Source organism: Polynucleobacter parvulilacunae, assembly GCF_018881715.1.
Taxonomy (GTDB): Bacteria; Pseudomonadota; Gammaproteobacteria; order Burkholderiales; family Burkholderiaceae; genus Polynucleobacter; species Polynucleobacter parvulilacunae.
Genome location: NZ_JACVPW010000002.1, coordinates 349232 through 365508, shown reverse-complemented (window position 1 = coordinate 365508; position 16277 = coordinate 349232). Strand labels below are relative to the sequence as shown.

General features: G+C 45.5%; 20 protein-coding genes. 14 read left to right on the top strand and 6 right to left on the bottom strand.

Translation table 11 applies throughout. The features are described 5' to 3' along the window. Positions 1-22 precede the first annotated feature (22 nt). The 4 genes from pmbA (at position 23) to ICN18_RS07110 (ending at position 4641) form a co-directional block, all read left to right on the top strand. Positions 23-1369 carry a metalloprotease PmbA gene (gene pmbA, locus ICN18_RS07125; protein ID WP_216189808.1) on the top strand — a complete coding sequence of 449 codons (1347 nt, stop codon included), beginning with the start codon at positions 23-25 and terminating at the stop codon, positions 1367-1369. A gap of 48 nt (positions 1370-1417) precedes the next feature. Continuing rightward, complete coding sequence (locus ICN18_RS07120) at positions 1418-2500, top strand: TRAP transporter substrate-binding protein (RefSeq protein ID WP_216189807.1); 1083 nt, start codon at positions 1418-1420, stop codon at positions 2498-2500. A 68-nt stretch (positions 2501-2568) separates the two neighbouring features. Continuing rightward, positions 2569-3846: an NRAMP family divalent metal transporter gene (locus ICN18_RS07115; RefSeq protein ID WP_216189806.1), complete on the top strand. Its 1278-nt coding sequence runs from the start codon at positions 2569-2571 to the stop codon at positions 3844-3846. Between the two features lie 9 nt (positions 3847-3855). Beyond that, positions 3856-4641 carry a sulfite exporter TauE/SafE family protein gene (locus ICN18_RS07110; protein ID WP_216189805.1) on the top strand — a complete coding sequence of 262 codons (786 nt, stop codon included), beginning with the start codon at positions 3856-3858 and terminating at the stop codon, positions 4639-4641. Here ICN18_RS07110 and ICN18_RS07105 read toward each other — a convergent pair. After that, on the bottom strand, positions 4634-5299 hold the full coding sequence (locus tag ICN18_RS07105) for an alpha/beta hydrolase (RefSeq protein WP_216189879.1): 666 nt from the start codon (positions 5297-5299) through the stop codon (positions 4634-4636). The two genes, ICN18_RS07110 and ICN18_RS07105, sit on opposite strands and share 8 nt — an antisense overlap. Positions 5300-5429: 130 nt before the next feature. Between ICN18_RS07105 and ICN18_RS07100 the strand changes: the two genes are divergently transcribed. The 3 genes from ICN18_RS07100 (at position 5430) to ICN18_RS07090 (ending at position 7361) form a co-directional block, all read left to right on the top strand. After that, positions 5430-6659, top strand: coding sequence for a dicarboxylate/amino acid:cation symporter (locus ICN18_RS07100; protein ID WP_216189804.1), 1230 nt, complete (start codon positions 5430-5432; stop codon positions 6657-6659). A gap of 97 nt (positions 6660-6756) precedes the next feature. Further along, positions 6757-6984 (top strand): hypothetical protein, encoded by a 228-nt coding sequence (locus ICN18_RS07095; RefSeq protein WP_216189803.1) that lies wholly within the window; start codon positions 6757-6759, stop codon positions 6982-6984. Further along, positions 6984-7361: a hypothetical protein gene (locus ICN18_RS07090; RefSeq protein ID WP_216189802.1), complete on the top strand. Its 378-nt coding sequence runs from the start codon at positions 6984-6986 to the stop codon at positions 7359-7361. The genes ICN18_RS07095 and ICN18_RS07090 overlap by 1 nt, the downstream gene beginning before the upstream one ends. Positions 7362-7369: 8 nt before the next feature. Here ICN18_RS07090 and ICN18_RS07085 read toward each other — a convergent pair whose 3' ends face one another. Continuing rightward, positions 7370-7588, bottom strand: coding sequence for a hypothetical protein (locus ICN18_RS07085; protein WP_216189801.1), 219 nt, complete (start codon positions 7586-7588; stop codon positions 7370-7372). A 94-nt stretch (positions 7589-7682) separates the two neighbouring features. Then, positions 7683-8024, bottom strand: coding sequence for an HNH endonuclease (locus ICN18_RS07080; protein ID WP_216189800.1), 342 nt, complete (start codon positions 8022-8024; stop codon positions 7683-7685). Between the two features lie 41 nt (positions 8025-8065). Between ICN18_RS07080 and ICN18_RS07075 the strand changes: the two genes are divergently transcribed. The 4 genes from ICN18_RS07075 (at position 8066) to ICN18_RS07060 (ending at position 10472) form a co-directional block, all read left to right on the top strand. Continuing rightward, on the top strand, positions 8066-8335 hold the full coding sequence (locus ICN18_RS07075) for a TIGR03643 family protein (protein ID WP_216189799.1): 270 nt from the start codon (positions 8066-8068) through the stop codon (positions 8333-8335). Next, complete coding sequence (locus tag ICN18_RS07070) at positions 8332-9891, top strand: cryptochrome/photolyase family protein (RefSeq protein WP_216189798.1); 1560 nt, start codon at positions 8332-8334, stop codon at positions 9889-9891. Before ICN18_RS07075 ends, ICN18_RS07070 begins: the two co-directional genes overlap by 4 nt. A 6-nt stretch (positions 9892-9897) precedes the next feature. Beyond that, positions 9898-10053 (top strand): DUF2256 domain-containing protein, encoded by a 156-nt coding sequence (locus ICN18_RS07065; protein WP_216189797.1) that lies wholly within the window; start codon positions 9898-9900, stop codon positions 10051-10053. 98 nt (positions 10054-10151) lie between these two features. Continuing rightward, entirely contained in the window at positions 10152-10472 is a 321-nt protein-coding gene (locus tag ICN18_RS07060; RefSeq protein WP_216189796.1) for a hypothetical protein, read from the top strand. A gap of 80 nt (positions 10473-10552) precedes the next feature. Here ICN18_RS07060 and ICN18_RS07055 read toward each other — a convergent pair whose 3' ends face one another. Both ICN18_RS07055 and ICN18_RS07050 read right to left on the bottom strand, forming a co-directional pair. Next, entirely contained in the window at positions 10553-10906 is a 354-nt protein-coding gene (locus ICN18_RS07055) for a Rap1a/Tai family immunity protein (RefSeq protein WP_216189795.1), read from the bottom strand. 48 nt (positions 10907-10954) lie between these two features. After that, positions 10955-12169, bottom strand: coding sequence for a DUF3300 domain-containing protein (locus ICN18_RS07050; protein WP_216189794.1), 1215 nt, complete (start codon positions 12167-12169; stop codon positions 10955-10957). A 137-nt stretch (positions 12170-12306) separates the two neighbouring features. Between ICN18_RS07050 and ICN18_RS07045 the strand changes: the two genes are divergently transcribed. Continuing rightward, a complete protein-coding gene (locus ICN18_RS07045; RefSeq protein WP_216859997.1) occupies positions 12307-12909 on the top strand; it encodes a glutathione S-transferase in 603 nt (200 codons plus the stop codon). Positions 12910-12913: 4 nt separating this feature from the next. On the opposite strand, the gene ICN18_RS07040 is transcribed toward ICN18_RS07045, so the two are convergent. After that, positions 12914-13882 carry a sodium-dependent bicarbonate transport family permease gene (locus ICN18_RS07040; protein ID WP_216189793.1) on the bottom strand — a complete coding sequence of 323 codons (969 nt, stop codon included), beginning with the start codon at positions 13880-13882 and terminating at the stop codon, positions 12914-12916. A 137-nt stretch (positions 13883-14019) separates the two neighbouring features. On the opposite strand from ICN18_RS07040, the gene ICN18_RS07035 reads away from it, so the two are divergent. Next, complete coding sequence (locus tag ICN18_RS07035) at positions 14020-15255, top strand: CaiB/BaiF CoA transferase family protein (protein ID WP_255532136.1); 1236 nt, start codon at positions 14020-14022, stop codon at positions 15253-15255. Between the two features lie 78 nt (positions 15256-15333). Next, entirely contained in the window at positions 15334-16269 is a 936-nt protein-coding gene (locus tag ICN18_RS07030; protein ID WP_216189792.1) for a hydroxymethylglutaryl-CoA lyase, read from the top strand. Positions 16270-16277: the final 8 nt, after the last annotated feature.

Genomic DNA, 16277 nt, shown 5'->3' with positions numbered 1-16277 from the left:
CTATTCTAGCTATTATTAGGGCATGTTTACATACACATCCAACCAGTTTCAAGAAATCATCGATTTCATGCTTAAAGAGGCCAAAAGAAGGGGTGCCTCAGATGCCATTGCCGAAGTTTCTGAGGGTCAGGGTCTTTCGGTAACCGTCCGCAAAGGTGAGGTTGAAACTATCGAGCAAAGTTTGGATAAGCAAGTTGGGGTTACGGTATTTTTGGGTCATCATCGCGGTAATGCCAGTACAAGCGATTTTTCTAAAGAGTCTCTAAAGGCCACAGTGGATGCTGCGTATCATATTGCGCAGCATACCGCTGAAGATTTATGTGCGGGTCCTGCTGAAGCTGAGCTCTTGGAAAAAAATCCGCTGGATCTTGATTTATTTCATCCATGGAATTTAGATGCAGTACGCGCTGTAGAAATTGCGCGTACTGCTGAAGGTGCAGCATTTTCAGTAAGTAAGCAAATCCAAAATAGTGATGGCGCTTCTGTATCAGCGCATCATGCGCATTTTATGATGGGTACCTCGCATGGGTTTATGGGAGGCTATCCATTTTCTCGTCACTACATTTCTTGTGCGCCCATTGCAAATGAGGGTGGTAAGAAAGGGCATATGCAGCGCGATGATTGGTATTCAAGCTCTCGCATTCCGGAAGAGTTGGCAGATCCTGCTGCAATTGGAATCTATGCTGCTCAGCGGGCACTTTCAAGGTTAAAAGCACGCTCGTTAACTACGAGGCGTTGCCCAGTAATCTTTGAAGCGCCCTTAGCTGCTGGCTTATTGGGAGGCTTGGTGCAGGCGGTCTCAGGTGGTGCTTTATACCGCCGCTCCAGCTTTCTGCTCGATAGTTTGGGTAAGCAAGTGTTGCCAAAGCACGTCAGCCTATTCGAAGATCCGCATTTGAAAGCTATGACGGGTAGTGCGCCATTTGACGAAGAAGGTGTAAAAACTTCCGCCCGTACAGTCGTTGATAAAGGAATTCTAGAAGGGTATTTTTTATCAACCTATTCGGCACGTAAGTTAGGTATGCAAACTACTGGTAATGCTGGTGGCTCTCATCACCTTACACTGAAGAGTAAAAAAACTCCCAAAGGTGGTTTGCCTGCTTTGCTAAAAGAGATGGGTACTGGTTTATTGGTTACCGAGCTCATGGGGCAGGGCGTGAATTACGTCACAGGCGATTACTCTCGTGGTGCCTTTGGTTATTGGGTGGAGAATGGCGAGATTCAGTATCCGGTTGAAGAGGTCACCATTGCAGGTAACTTGCGCGATATGCTGTTAGATATTCAATTGATTGGTAGCGATACTCTTATACGCGGCACCAAGGAAACGGGATCTATCTTATTGGGATCGATGACGGTTGGTGGAAAATAAACGCAGTAACCGAAGACAAACTCACTATTTCTTAAAGGGGTAAGGACAATGCAAAGACGTTCATTTTTAAAGAAAGCCACTATTGGCGCTGGCGCTGCAGCCCTTGCTGCGCCATCTATTGCGCAAAGCCTGCCAACCCTCAATTGGCGTTTGGTATCGAGCTTTCCTAAATCATTGGATACATTGTTTGGCACTCCTGAGGTGTTTGCTAAGGCTTTAAGCAAAGCAACTGATGGCAAATTTAATGTCAAAGTATTTGCGGCTGGAGAGGTGGTGCCTGCACTGCAAGTGTTGGATGCAGTACAGAATGGCACGGTAGAGTGCGGACATACTGCTAGCTACTACTATCTCGGTAAGAACAGCGCATTTATTTTCGATACTGCCGCTCCATTTGGTATGACTGCCCGTCAACAATCCGCCTGGATGCTGCACGGCAATGGTATGAAGCTCATGCGCGAGCTCTATGCCAGTTACAACATTGTGAATTTTCTGGGCGGGCAGACTGGCACACAAATGGGTGGTTGGTTTCGTAAGGAAATTAAATCGCCAGAAGATCTTAAGGGTCTGAAATTCCGTATCGCAGGCTTTGCTGGGCAAGTACTCGCAAAGCTCGGTGTTGTGCCACAACAGTTGCCTGCAGGCGAGATTTACTCTGCACTAGAAAAAGGCACGATTGATGCTGCAGAATTTGTTGGTCCATACGATGATGAAAAATTAGGCTTAGCAAAGGTTGCCAAGAACTATTACTATCCTGCCTTCTGGGAAGGCGCTGCTGGACTTTCTTTCTTGGTGAATAAGAAGCAGTGGGATTCCTTGCCGCCTGCATACCAGGCAGCTTGGGAAGCTGCTTGTTTCGAGGCGCATACCGATATGTGCGCTAAATACGACGCACTCAATCCGCCAGCACTACAACGCTTGCTTCAGAATGGCGCTGTCCTGCGTAAGTTCAACTCTTCAATCTTAGATGCGTGCTTTAAAGCAAGTCAGGACACTTATACAGAAGAGTCTGCCAAGAACCCGCAATTCAAAAAGATCTTTGATGACTATCGCGCCTTCAGAAACATGGAAGCACAGTGGTTTAATGTGGCTGAACAGGCATTTGCACAATACAGTTTTAGTAAAAAGCTTTGAAGACTTCACCCCCGAACTAAAGGGCTCTATATGAGTCCTTTTTCTTGATTAGAGGCTACACTGAAAGCATGAATCTATCGGCAATATGGTCCCGCATTAAGCAGCATCCATTATCAAGAGTGGGTCCAGGATTGGTGACGGGTGTGGCGGACGATGATCCCAGTGGGATAGTGACTTATTCTCAAGCGGGTGCGCAATTTGGTCTCAACATGCTATGGACTATGCCGTTTGCCTACCCATTGATGTCGACCATTCAGGTCTTATGTGCTCGTATTGGCAGGGTAACGGGGCGCGGCTTATCTGCGAATATGAAGCTTGCCTTTCCGCCTGCAGTATTAATCATTCTTGTGTTGTTACTCTTAATTGCCAATGTCCTCAATATTGCTGCTGATATTGCCGCAATGGGCGAGGTAGCACAGTTAGTTACGGGCATCAATTGGCACATCATGACAGGTATCTTTGTGTTGCTGACTTTGGCATTGCAAATATTGATTCCGTATCGCCATTATGTTTTCTTTCTGAAATGGTTATCTTTATCCCTATTGGCATACGGTGCGGTTCTCTTTACTGTTCATATTCCTTGGGGTGATGTGATCTGGAGTACATTCTTTCCTACGCTGACATGGAGTGCAGAGTCGGCTGCGGTCGTTGTTGGTATTTTTGGCACCACTATCAGCCCCTACTTATTCTTTTGGCAATCCTCTCAAGAGGTAGAGGATATGAATCTCCGAGGGCAGACCAGTCTGCTTGAGAATCAAAATGATGAAGAAGTAAAAACAGAGCTGAGAAGAATTCATTGGGATACCTGGAGCGGGATGTTGTACTCTAATGTCGCCGCTTACTGCATTATTCTCGCTACGGCAGTGACGCTACATGCTGCCGGTATAAAGGACATTAATACTGCTGCACAAGCAGCGTCCGCACTAAGACCTCTTGCTGGTGAATTTACTTTCTTGTTATTTGCCCTTGGGATTCTCGGTGTAGGACTCATGGGTGTTCCTGTGCTCGCTGGCTCAGCTGCTTATGCTTTATCTGAAGTGTTTGGTTGGCGCTCAAGCCTCGAAGATTCTGCCGCCCAAGCAAGTAAGTTCTACGCCATCATTGCATTCAGTGTTTTAGTGGCTCTGGCAATTCAGTATTCACCCATCAGCCCTATGAAGGCTTTATTTTGGAGTGCGGTGATTAATGGGGTTGTTGCTGTTCCTTTAATGGTGGCGATTATGATCTTGTCATCCAAGCAATCCGTGATGGGGATTCATGTTGCTTCATTGACAATGCGATTTTTTGGATGGTTAGCTACAGGCTTTATGGCTGCGGCGGCTGTCTATCTATTCATTGCTTGGTAAGATCTGCTGATGTTTGATTTAATTGCCGCCTCACTGGCTCAGTCCTTCCATGCGCACTCATTTGCATTTTTTGTCTGCGCTGTGATGAGTGTCATCATTGTTGGGATCTCCAAGAGTGGCTTTGGTGCCGGCCTAGGGATTCTTTCTTTGCCGCTAATGGCAAGTCAGTCCAGTATTAATGAGGCATTGGCAATTTTGCTGCCACTGTTGATCGCTATCGATTTGGTGGGTTTGCGTCGTTTCATTCGTAATGCTGATTGGCGTATTCTGAAGATTATTATTCCGCCATCAATAGCGGGACTTCTTTTGGGAATGATTTTCTTTACCGCTATAACGCCGCAGGTTTTAACACTCTCAATTGGTATTTTTACCCTCCTCTTTTTAATTCAAAATCTGGCTATGTCGCGTATGGATATGGCGGAGACAAAGTCCTATCCATGGCTTGGACGTGCAATGGGACTGACATCTGGATTTACATCATTCGTTGCACATATTGGTGGGCCACCAATTACGGTATATATGCTCAGAGAAAAGCTTCTGCCGATGGTTTATACCTCGACGCTAGGCGTCTTTTTCACGATTATTAATTTTGGGAAGTTAGGCCCTTATGCCTATTTGGATTTACTGAACTATAAGCAGCTGGCAACTTCTATTATCTTGTTGCCTTGTGTACCAGTCGGCGTTTACTTTGGTTTCTACTTAGCAAAAAGAATCTCTATGAAGTGGTACTACCGTACCGTGAGATTCTTCTTGCTGATAGCTAGCATCAAACTCATTGCCGATGGACTTATTTAGTCACTAATACCTGTTGCAAGAAGCGCGAGATATCCATGAGCTCTTCATGATTGACTGAGTGCTCCATAGGGTATTCATTCCAATCTACTGCATAGCCCATTTTTTCAAGTGCCGCATATGACGCCTCTGCGCGATCCAGCGCTACTACTGGGTCATAGGTGCCATGTGCCATAAAGATAGGTGTACTAGAGTTAGCGGAATGCCTTTCTAGATTGGCAGTCATTGCCAGCGGTAGGTAACCCGATAGCGCGATGATCCCAGCAAGCTTATGTGGAAAGCGCAGACCAATATGTAGGGCCATTGCACAGCCTTGTGAAAATCCTGCCAAGACAATCTTGTCGTATGTAATGCCACGACTAGCTTCTTTTTCAATTAACTCAACAATAGCTGCTGCGGATCTTTGAATGCCGGCAGCATCTTCTTGGTCCATGAGGTTTCTACCAATGATGTCATACCATGCTGGCATCACGTATCCGCCATTGACAGTGACCGGCATGCTTGGAGCGCTCGGAAATATAAAGCGAATGCCAGGACATCCGGAGAGTTTTAATTCTGGGATGATGGGAACAAAGTCATTACCGTCGGCGCCAAGGCCATGGAGCCAGATTACGGCAGCTGTTGGATTCGGGGTGGTTTCTAGTTCGATACAAGGGAGCATATTCATCTTCTCTTCGGTGTGTCAGCCAAACATTATCGACTCAAATAGGCCTCTTGATTGCAAGCTAGCGTCTCAGTGGGTTTAAAGATAGGTAGAATCTTAGGATACCCCTCATTTATATAGGTCATCCATGAACTCTAAAAAGCTAACCAACTTCATTCTGGGGGCCATGGTCTTAGGTATCCTAGTTGGTTATCTTGTAAATCTATATGGTGCAGGTTCCACCTTCCCAGATCAGTATGTGATTTACATCTCTATCTTGACGGATGTGTTTCTGCGTTTGATCAAAATGATCATTGCTCCACTAGTATTTGCTACCTTAGTGGTTGGTATAGCCAAAATGGGTGATGCTTCCACAATAGGGCGGGTGGGCTTAAAAACCTTTTCCTGGTTTATCTCCATGTCTCTGGTGTCGCTGTTGCTGGGTTTAGTCATGGTGAATATTTTGCAGCCAGGTATTGGGGTCGAATTGACGCTCCCTGAAATCACAGCAAATACGGGTCTGAATAAAGCCAGCTTGAATCTTCCGGAATTTGTAAGACATATATTCCCGGTCAGCATCTTTGATGCAATGGCAAAGAATGAAATCTTGCAGATTGTTGTCTTTGCTGTTTTCTTCGGTGTTGGTGCGGCAGGTATGGGCGCACGGGCTGATGAGTTCATTCGCAATCTAGACATGCTCTCCCACATCATGTTGAAGATTACGACAGCAGTGATGAAGCTAGCTCCTGTCGCCGTATTCTCAGCAGTCTCTTCAGTCATTGCTGAGAATGGCATCAGCATATTGATGACGTATGGAAAATTCATGCTCAGTTTCTATGCGGCAATCGCAATGCTGTGGCTAGTTATTATTTTAATTAGCTCGCTCGTTCTTAAAAAGCGTACTTGGCAGTTAGTGAAAATGCTACGTGAACCCGCCTTACTTGCTTTTACTACCGCGAGTTCTGAAGCGGCCTATCCAATGACTTTAGAAAGAGTTGAGCGTTTTGGCTGTAAAAATAAAATTGCCTCTTTCGTTTTACCGGTTGGATATTCATTTAATTTAGACGGCTCAATGATGTACTGCACCTTTGCGGCGATCTTTATTGCGCAGGTGTACGGTATTGAGATGGAGCTCAGTCAACAGTTGCTAATGCTTCTGGTGTTGATGATTACTTCCAAAGGGATTGCGGGTGTACCGCGGGCCTCATTGGTAGTGATTGCTGCAACCCTATCGCAATTTAATCTTCCCGAGGCTGGAGTTCTCTTAATTCTGGGCGTGGATCACTTCTTGGATATGGCGCGCTCAGCAACCAATGTATTGGGCAACGGCTTGGCGACAGCTGTTATCTCTAAATGGGAAGGCGAGCTGGAGGGCTAGCTAGTGAGATAGCTAATTACCCTTAAATGGTAGCCACTTCAGCTAGGCTCAGGTGTAAGATGTTTTTACATACTTGGTCTGGAAGGAGTGGGTTGTAATGAAGCCGTTTTATATCGATTACCCCCAAGAGAAGATTGAAGAGCATCAGCATGCTTATCGATGCCTTCATTGCAAAATTCCTACTACCATTATTTTTGGCCTGCTAGAGAATCATGCTGAAAATTGCGACTACAGAATCCATCAAAGTAAATGGACTCAATTAGCAGCAAAGAGCAGACCTCATAAAGAACACTTTGATGAACCCCATGTTGACGAGGTAGATTAATGAATGCATACCCAATTGCTCTAGAGTTGACTGTTTGGGAGGATCTCGGTCTTAATCAATATGAAGTGACCATTGATGAGATGGCGAAGATTTCGATTAAGCGCACGGATGATGTGCTGCGCACACGCGAGTTAACCGGTAATGAAGTGAGTACATTAATTGCCGCCATTGAATCACTGCGAGTGCCGGTCAGCGAAGAGCCTAAGGCAGGCGAAGGTAATAAACCTTTAACCAGCTATGAGTTGATAGTGGAGTCCGCCCACTTTTCTCTTGAATTTAATTGGGAGGATGTGGATGCAAATGGGTCGCAATCCAAAGCATTCGAATCCGTTTCGGCTTTGACTGCTGTAGTTGTAAGTCTAGATTTGGCACACTGACATCCTCACTAAGCCTCCATCACAATAAATTCTCCAAGTGAGACCCTTTCTCTAAATTGAGAGAAAGAAAACAGTGCTTTAATTGTTCGGGTATTAATAACCTCAATCTTTCCATCAGGCGTCAGGTTGGCAAGATAGTCGCCCTCAGGAAATAGGGCTCCAGGAATACTTTCAGTCTCGAGTATTTGGGCTGGTAACACCAGGCTCTTTGTAATTTTGATGCGCATGATCTATCTTAAGTTTTAAGAATTAGAACGATATTTTGATGTGCACAAAATCAAAATAGTTTGCACCTAAAGAGTGCAGTTGGATCCAATAAGGTTACTTTAGTCTTGCGCTTTTCCGAGTCTTCTCATAAAAAGCATCGGGCTTTGAGGATACCCACTGAATAAATTTCTGCATTTCTGGATGCTCTTTCAGGATCTGGGCATGATGGTATTGCTGCGCCAATTCTGTTTCAGTAAATAAGGCATGAATTTGCTTATGGCAGATACGATGGAGGTATTCAGTTGTTTTCCCACCCTTGGACTTGGGGATGAGATGGTGGGCATCCTTTTGTGAATCCGGGATGAATCGCTCACAGATTGGGCAAATGATTGCCTCAACCGGTTTTGAAGCGGGCTGATCCAATGCAATCAGTTTTTGACGTATTTTTCCAATCATGGGCTCAAGCTAGTTTATTGAATAAGTCTTAAACTTGCAGGGTGCCAAAACTAGCTCTCAAGACCCTCGCAGAACCCGATCTATCTCGCCTGATTGAAATGGCCTGGGAAGATCGCACGCCATTTGATGCGATTGAGAAAACCTTTGGTCTGGGAGAGCCGCAAGTCATTGCCATTATGCGTAGAGAACTCAAGCGTAGCTCTTTTGAACTCTGGCGAAAAAGGGTTACCGGAAGAGCAACAAAACATAGCGCCTTGCGCAGCGAAGAAGTTACCAGGGCTTACTGCCCAACACAATACAAGAGCAAATGAAGCAGCAATCAGGTCGCCTATCAGATCATCCTAAGCGCCTCATTCTGATTCTGGGTGATCAGTTGGATTTGCAGAGCTCCGCTTTGCGAGGCTTTAATCCCAAGACAGATGAAATCATCATGATGGAGTCGGCAAATGAGGCGCAATATGTTTGGTCTCATAAAGCTAAGATCGCTTTATTTCTTTCCGCAATGCGCCACTTTGCATTGGCGCTGGAAAAGCTAAATTACCCGCTGACTTATATTAAAAATTCTCCGTTATCACTTGTGGAGACTTTTAAAGCGCAAATTCAGCAAAAGAATGTAAAGCACTTAGTTTGTATCGAGCCAGGGGAGTGGCGCCTAAAGCAAGCTCTGGAGTCTTTGGCTGCTGAGCTCAATATTGAACTAGAAATGCGTGACGACGATCATTTTTATTGCACCCGCCAAGAGTTTGCGGAATGGACTGCCAATAAAAAAGAACTCCGACTTGAGTATTTTTATCGCCTGATGCGTAAGCGGCACAATATCTTGGTGGACCGCGAAGGCAATCCCGAGGGCGGTCAGTGGAATTTCGATCAAGATAATCGTAAGCCCTACCCAAAAAAGGGGCCCGGCATTATTGATGCGCCTGCTTCATTTGAAGTGGATGCCATTACACAAGAAGTAATGGACTTTGTTCAGAAGACCTATTCAGATCACCCTGGATCCCTTGAGTCATTTAATTGGCCGGTTACAAGAGATCAGGCAGTTAAAGCTTTGGAATATTTTGTTGAATACCGCTTAAGAAACTTCGGCGTTTACCAAGATGCAATGTGGACGGATACGCCATTTGGATGGCACTCCATTTTGTCGAGCGCACTGAATCTTAAATTGCTCAACCCCCGCGAGGTTGTCAATGCAGTAATTGCTGCTTGGAAAAAGTATTCTTTAGATCTTTCCACAATCGAGGGATTTATTCGGCAAGTATTGGGATGGCGTGAATTTGTACGAGGCATGTATTACCTCGACATGCCACAGATGGCGCTCGATAACTATTACGAACATCAAAATGCATTGCCTAAATGGTATTGGACTGGCAAGACCCAGATGGCCTGCATGAAGGATGCCATTGGTCAAACACTGCAATACGGCTATGCCCATCATATTCAGCGCTTAATGGTGACAGGTAACTTTGCGCTCTTAGCGGAAATTCTGCCGCAGGAAGTCTGTGAGTGGTATTTAGCGATTTATGTGGATGCAATTGAGTGGGTTGAGCTTCCAAATACTGCCGGGATGGCGTTATTTGCGAATGGTGGTAGGTTTACTAGTAAGCCTTATATCGCTAGCGGCGCCTATATCAAGCGCATGAGTAACTATTGTGGAGCTTGCAAATATAAGCCTGAGGTTCGTTATGGGGAGGAGGCTTGCCCAATGACGACTTTGTACTGGAATTTCTTGATCAAGCATCGAGACCAATTTGAGGCTAGCCCTCGAACCAGATTAATGACGGCAAACCTCAAAAGAATTAGTGATGATGATCAAAAAGAAATCACACTTCATGCTAAACATATTTTGAGTCACCTCGATGATCTATAGGTAAGCATGACCAAGACAATATTCAAGGGAAATAAAAGCTTTTTACCAAGCAAGATCTGCGTCGTTTGTAAAAAAGAAATGACTTGGAGAAAGTCCTGGGCAAAAAACTGGGAGTCCATTAAATACTGTTCGGATGCCTGTAGAGCTAAAAAGACCCCCTAGAGGGGATAAAAAGTATTTGATTTAAAAGTGTCAACCTGCCTTAAACCTAATCCGTTGTGTAGGAAAGGATGTCATTCCTTGATGACTGGGAGGTCTGCATGAAAAAGATATGGGTTTGCCTGCTTACAGGAATGCTGCTTGCAGGTCTGGCTACATCAGCTAGTGCGCATGGTGGCAGAGGTGGCTACTATTACGGTGGTCATGGCGGTGGCTGGTATGGCGGTTGGGCCCCATTTGCAGTTGGTGCCGTTGCAGGAGTCGCTGTTGCTAATGCCTATTACAGGCCAGCACCCGTTTATTACGCGCCGCATTATGTTTACCCACCACAGCCGCAGACAGCCGCTTTTTGTCCTGAAAATGGACTTTACTATCCACAAACTCAAGCTTGCCCAAGCGGCTGGCAAAGGGTCAATTACTAAATTCTAGATAGAGCTGCAAAAAATAAAGGCCACTTGCGAGTGGCCTTTATTGCTGTATTGCTCTTATTGCTTAATGAAGCTTATTTTCCACAGGGGAATTTGCCTGCTAAGAAACGCAGAATAGTATCGGCAGCAGGATCGGTGGCATATTTAGAATTTGCCTCAGCCCATTTAACGTAATCCTGGATTACTTCTTTACGAGTTGGTGCAGGTTGCTTCACGCAAATAAATTCTGGGGCTGTTTTTGAGTTTCGAGTTACTAAATAAGTGTCGTAGACGGCCTGGCCATAAATCTCACAGGTAATAAAAGTGCCGTTAGTGCCCTTACAGTCTTGCAAGAGCTCTTGTGTGCTGATCATGTTAGCCGCTTGAGTTCCTGTGGAGAACCACAAAGCTGCGCTAGTGCATGCCATTAATAGAATCTGCTTTTTCATATTGTTTCTTTCGTATTAGTCTTAAATTAAATTTGGAATCTTGTTTGCTTAGCGTCGGCCTCTAAAGCCACCGCCGCCGCCAAAGTGTTCATTGCTCATACGAGCCCCACCACCTCCAAAGTGATCGCCACCGCCATTAAATTTGGCGCCACGGGCATCACCAAAGCCGCTAGAGTCGTTTCTAAAATTACTTGGTGAACTATCGCGATTCATTGGAGCGCGATCGCTTGAGCGATCGTTTTGTCCCATATTGCGGTCACCATCATTACGGTTGCCATCACGATTTCCTGAATTACCTGGGTTGCCACGGTTATCACTGCTGATGCCATTTTTTTGAAGGTTCTGACGTAGCTGGTCACGTTCAGCATCTCGGTTTGCGCCACCGCCACTGATATTGGCATTACGGCGTTGCTGATCTGGTTTCCAGTCGCTAGTGCCATTTTTGTTACCAGACCAATTGCTATTGGTATTGCGGTTGAAGTTATTAAAGTTGTTGTTATTTACGGTGAGAGAATTGCCGCCGCCATAACCGCCACCCCAGTGGCATCCACCCCAAAGCGCTGCGCCAACGGCCATGCCCACTCCAAAAGAGAGAAGGGCAGTGCTCGCTACATAGCCAGGCGGGTAGTAAGCAACCGGCGGATAGGCTGGATAAGGCCAAGCTCCATAAACTACTGTTGGGTTGTATGAAGGAACGTAAACCACCTGGGGATTGGCAGGCTGAATAATGATGGTTTCAGAAGAACCGCTGCCTTGAGTCGTAACCGTTTGTTGAGAATTGGATTGCAGTGAGCCAGTTTTCTTGGCCTTAGCACGCAATGCTTGAATCGCTGCCATCGTGTCGGATTGTTGAGCCAGTACTGCATTACCCAGGTTTTGAGTCCAGCTCAGTTGTGAGCCCATCATTTCTAAAATGGGTGGGAAAGAAACCAAGGACTTTACGCTAGCGTCCCAGTTCTGTTGTTGCAAGGCGTTATTTAATGCATCCCCTTTGAGGTTGCTGTTGTTGCGTAACCAATTGGTCGCCTCGGAAACTTCCAGGGGATAGGTAGAAGCCATTAATATTTGCGAGACTAAAGGATCTGGATATAAAGCAATCGGAGCAACTAGCGCTTCTAATTGCGCTTGGGATTGCTTGCTTGCTTGGGCTTGGCCGCTGCCCTGTGCATAACTCAATGGAACTACTGCAGGTAGGCTGAGCGCAGTAACTAATAATCCTGCTAGTAATTGAGAGGGGATCCCCCGTTTTTTTGGTGCCAACATTAGCGCATCCTTCTTTGTAAATAGTAAAAATATTCTACTCAATCCCAGGGGTGTTTAATGAAATTCCGGGAAAACCGGCTCCAACCGATTAAAGATGATTTAAAGTGGGCAAATTCTGTTTATAAAGCGCCATTTCAATGATCTTGTATTCCTATCGCCGCTGCCCTTATGCAATGCGGGCGCGTATGGCCCTGAAATACGCCGGCATAGATGTTGAGCACCGTGAGATTGAGCTACGCAATAAGCCTCGATCGATGTTACTGGCTTCGCCCAAGGGAACTGTCCCTGTTCTTTGTATGGGTGATGTCGTTCTAGATCAAAGCGTGGACATTATGCAATGGGCGATCAAGCAATCGGACCCTGCTAGATGGGGAGACGTCGACGATGCGATTGCTCAACATTGGATTGGGAAAAATGATGGCCCATTCAAGGCCTTATTGGATCAATATAAATACCCCAATCGCTTTCCGGAGTTAGATTCGGAGGAAGTTCTAAACGAAGCATTGCAACTCATGTTGCTACCGATGGAGCAAGCTTTGCAAAAGTCTCCATACTTGTTGGGCGAAAAAATGACATGGGTGGATGTGGCTATCTTTCCATTTATCAGACAGTTTTCAATGGTAGATGCAAAAAAGTTTGAGCAACTATCGATACCTGCAGTTAAAGCTTGGCTAACTCAACATCTAGATTCTGATTTATTTAAATCAGTAATGCATAAGCATCCAGTGTGGTTGGATTAGCGCTCTATAGAAATTGCTTGGCAATGATGGTGTACAGCGGAATGCCCAAAATAATATTGAATGGGAAGGTAACCCCCAAAGACATCCCCATGTATAAAGCGGGGTTCACTTCTGGTAGAGCATGACGTAGTACTGCCGGCACTGCAATATACGATGCGCTAGACGCAAGAACCATCAGCAATATGGTGTTACCTAGAGGAAGTCCAATGAGCATGCATAGCGCTAAGGCTAAAAGCGCGTGTGATAGTGGTGAGCCAATTGCATAGAGCAGGGTAATGGGTGGTTTACCTTTTAAACCTTTAAAGTTTCTGGCAGCCATGAGCCCCATATCGAGCAAGAAGAAGGACAGCATTCCTTTAAAGAGGTCAATAGAGAAGGGTGCCATTAATTTTTGACCAGAGTCACCACTCACTAAAGCTACTGCCATTGATCCCAACAATAGTAGTTGCGCACCATCTGTAAATGACTCATGCAGAATTTTAGAAATTCCAGCGGGTTCTTGCTTCACAGCAGAACTTGCTGACATAGATGCGCGGGCTTTATTTGCCAAGACAATTGCCAGAATAATAGCAGGCGATTCCATCAGCGCCATCGCTGCTGCCATGTGGCCGCCATAGACAATATTGAATTGATCTAAGTATTGTGTGGCGGTAATGAAGGTAACCGCACTAACTGAACCATAAGTAGCTGCAATTGCTGCAGCATCAAAAGCGCCCAACTTTCTTCTGAGTATCCAGTAGCCAATAATGGGAATGATGATGGCAAGAAATACTGCCAATCCTAGGGAGTAAGCAATCTCGCTAGTGAATCCAGACTTATGAAGAGCGAAGCCTCCTTTCAGTCCCAAAGCCATTAATAAATAGAGAGACAGAAACCGAGAAATTTGCGGAGGAATTTCTAAGTTGGATTTGACCGATCCGGCAAATACCCCAAATATGAAAAACAAAATGGCGGGGTCTAGAAAATTGGTCATAAATTCATTCTATATCTTGTCGGGATTTCATTCTTACCCCCAGGGTTTATGGGTATATAGACTCTCAATTGCTTTGAAATGGATGTCTATGAAAGTTCAGCGGGATAGGTCTTAAAATGACAATATAAGTCTTAAAAATGCAGGATAGCACTGCACTAACGCGTATTTCAGGGGATGTAATGGAGCCGTTATCTAAGTTAAAAGTCGTGGAGATGGGGCAACTCATTGCCGGACCCTTTGCTGCTAAAACATTAGCCGATTTCGGAGCTGATGTTATTAAGATTGAGCCGCCTAAAGTTGGCGATGCCTTGCGTAAGTGGCGACTATTAAAAGATGACACATCCATTTGGTGGCAAGTACAGTCACGCAATAAACGTTCACTCTCATTGGATTTAAAAGAAGTCGAAGCTCAAGATATCGTCAGAACTTTAGTCAAAGAGGCGGACGTATTAATTGAAAACTTTCGCCCTGGCACATTAGAGGGCTGGGGTCTTGATCCAGAAAAATTACTCGAGCTCAACCCAAAGTTAGTTGTGCTTCGCATTAGTGGTTATGGCCAAACTGGTCCTTACAGAGATAAGCCCGGATTTGGTGTGGTTGCTGAAGCGATGGGTGGCTTACGTCACCTCACTGCGGAACCAGGCAGAGTGCCAGTACGCGTGGGTATCAGTATCGGTGATACCTTGGCATCCTTGCATGGTGTGATTGGTATTTTGTTGGCATTACAAGAGCGTCATAACAGCGGCAAAGGTCAGATCATTGATATTGCTCTATATGAAGCGGTATTCAATTGCATGGAAAGCCTGCTCCCTGAGTACAGCGCATTTGGTGAAGTGCGCCAAGCGGCAGGTAGCGCCTTGCCTGGTATTGCCCCAACTAATGCTTATCAGTGCGCTGATGGCGGCTATGTATTAGTTGCTGGTAACGGCGATAGCATCTTCAAGCGCTTGATGACTGTCATCGGGCGCGATGATTTAGGTAATGATCCGCAGTTAGAAAATAACGATGGACGTGTAAAGCGAGTAGCTGAACTTGATCAAGCAATTGGTGAGTGGACTAAAACAGTCAGCACCACTAAAGCCTTGGATGCGCTGGATTCGGTTGCGGTACCTGCGGGACGTATCTATACCGTTGCTGATATTGCCAATGATCCACACTACAAGGCAAGAGAAAACATTCAGACCATTCAGATGAAAGATGGCAGCAAGGTCGACGTACCTGGTGTAATTCCGAAGCTGTCGCGTACGCCAGGGTCCATTAAGACGCTTGCCCCAGATATCGGGCAGAACACTGATGAGATCTTGAAGAGCATTGGCTTAAGTGATCACCAAGTCGCATCCTTAAAAGAGCGCGGTATTGCATTTACTAAGTGAAAATAGAAGAAAATAAAAAAATAAAAAAATAAAAAAATAAAAAAGATAAATAAGTAAAGAGACTAAGAAGAAAATAATATGACCAGAATTTATTTCAATGATGTAGTAACCAGAGATGGCTTTCAGATTGAGGCCAATTTTGTGCCAACTGATGACAAGGTAAAGCTGGTTGATGCTTTGAGTGAATGCGGCTATGCCAAAATCGAGGTGACCTCCTTTACATCACCTAAGGCTATTCCAATGCTGCGCGATGCCGAAGAGGTGATGGGTCGCATTAAGCGCGTTCCCGGAGTGGAATACACCGTACTGGTACCTAATTTAAGAGGTGCAGAGCGCGCTTTTGAATCCAAAGCGGATGAGTTCAACCTCGTGATGTCCACATCAGAGACCCATAACTTAGCAAATCTGCGCATGGGTAGAGAAAAGAGCTTCTCTGGATTGGCCGAAGTGATCAAATATGTTGATGGCAGAACGCCGATTAATATTTCACTCTCCACCTGCTTTGGCTGCCCTATGGAAGGTGAAGTTTCTCAAGCAGTAGTGGAAGGCTTTGCGCAACGCTTTGCTGATCTAGGTGTGCGAGGCCTCACCATTTGCGACACAACAGGTATGGCTAATCCAGATCAAGTTAAAAGAATGAGCGAGTCATTGCAAAAAAGCTTTCCCAATATACAACTCACTATGCACTTTCATAACACCAGAGGTATGGGCTTAGCTAATGTCCTGGCCGCCGTGCAATCGGGCATCGTTCGCTTTGATGGCTCACTAGGCGGATTAGGCGGCTGTCCATACGCGCCTGGCGCAAGCGGCAATATCTCAAGTGAAGATGCTATTCATATGCTCGATGCTATGGGTTACGAGACCGGGATGAACATTCCCAAGTTATTGCACCTTGCTAAAGAATTGCCACAGATCGTAGGTCACGAGGTCCCTGGTCAAGTCGCTAAGGCTGGTAGTACTTGCACATTGCACCCTGAGCCAAGTTACGTAGATGAATTGCGCCGCGCTCAATAAGTCCGAAG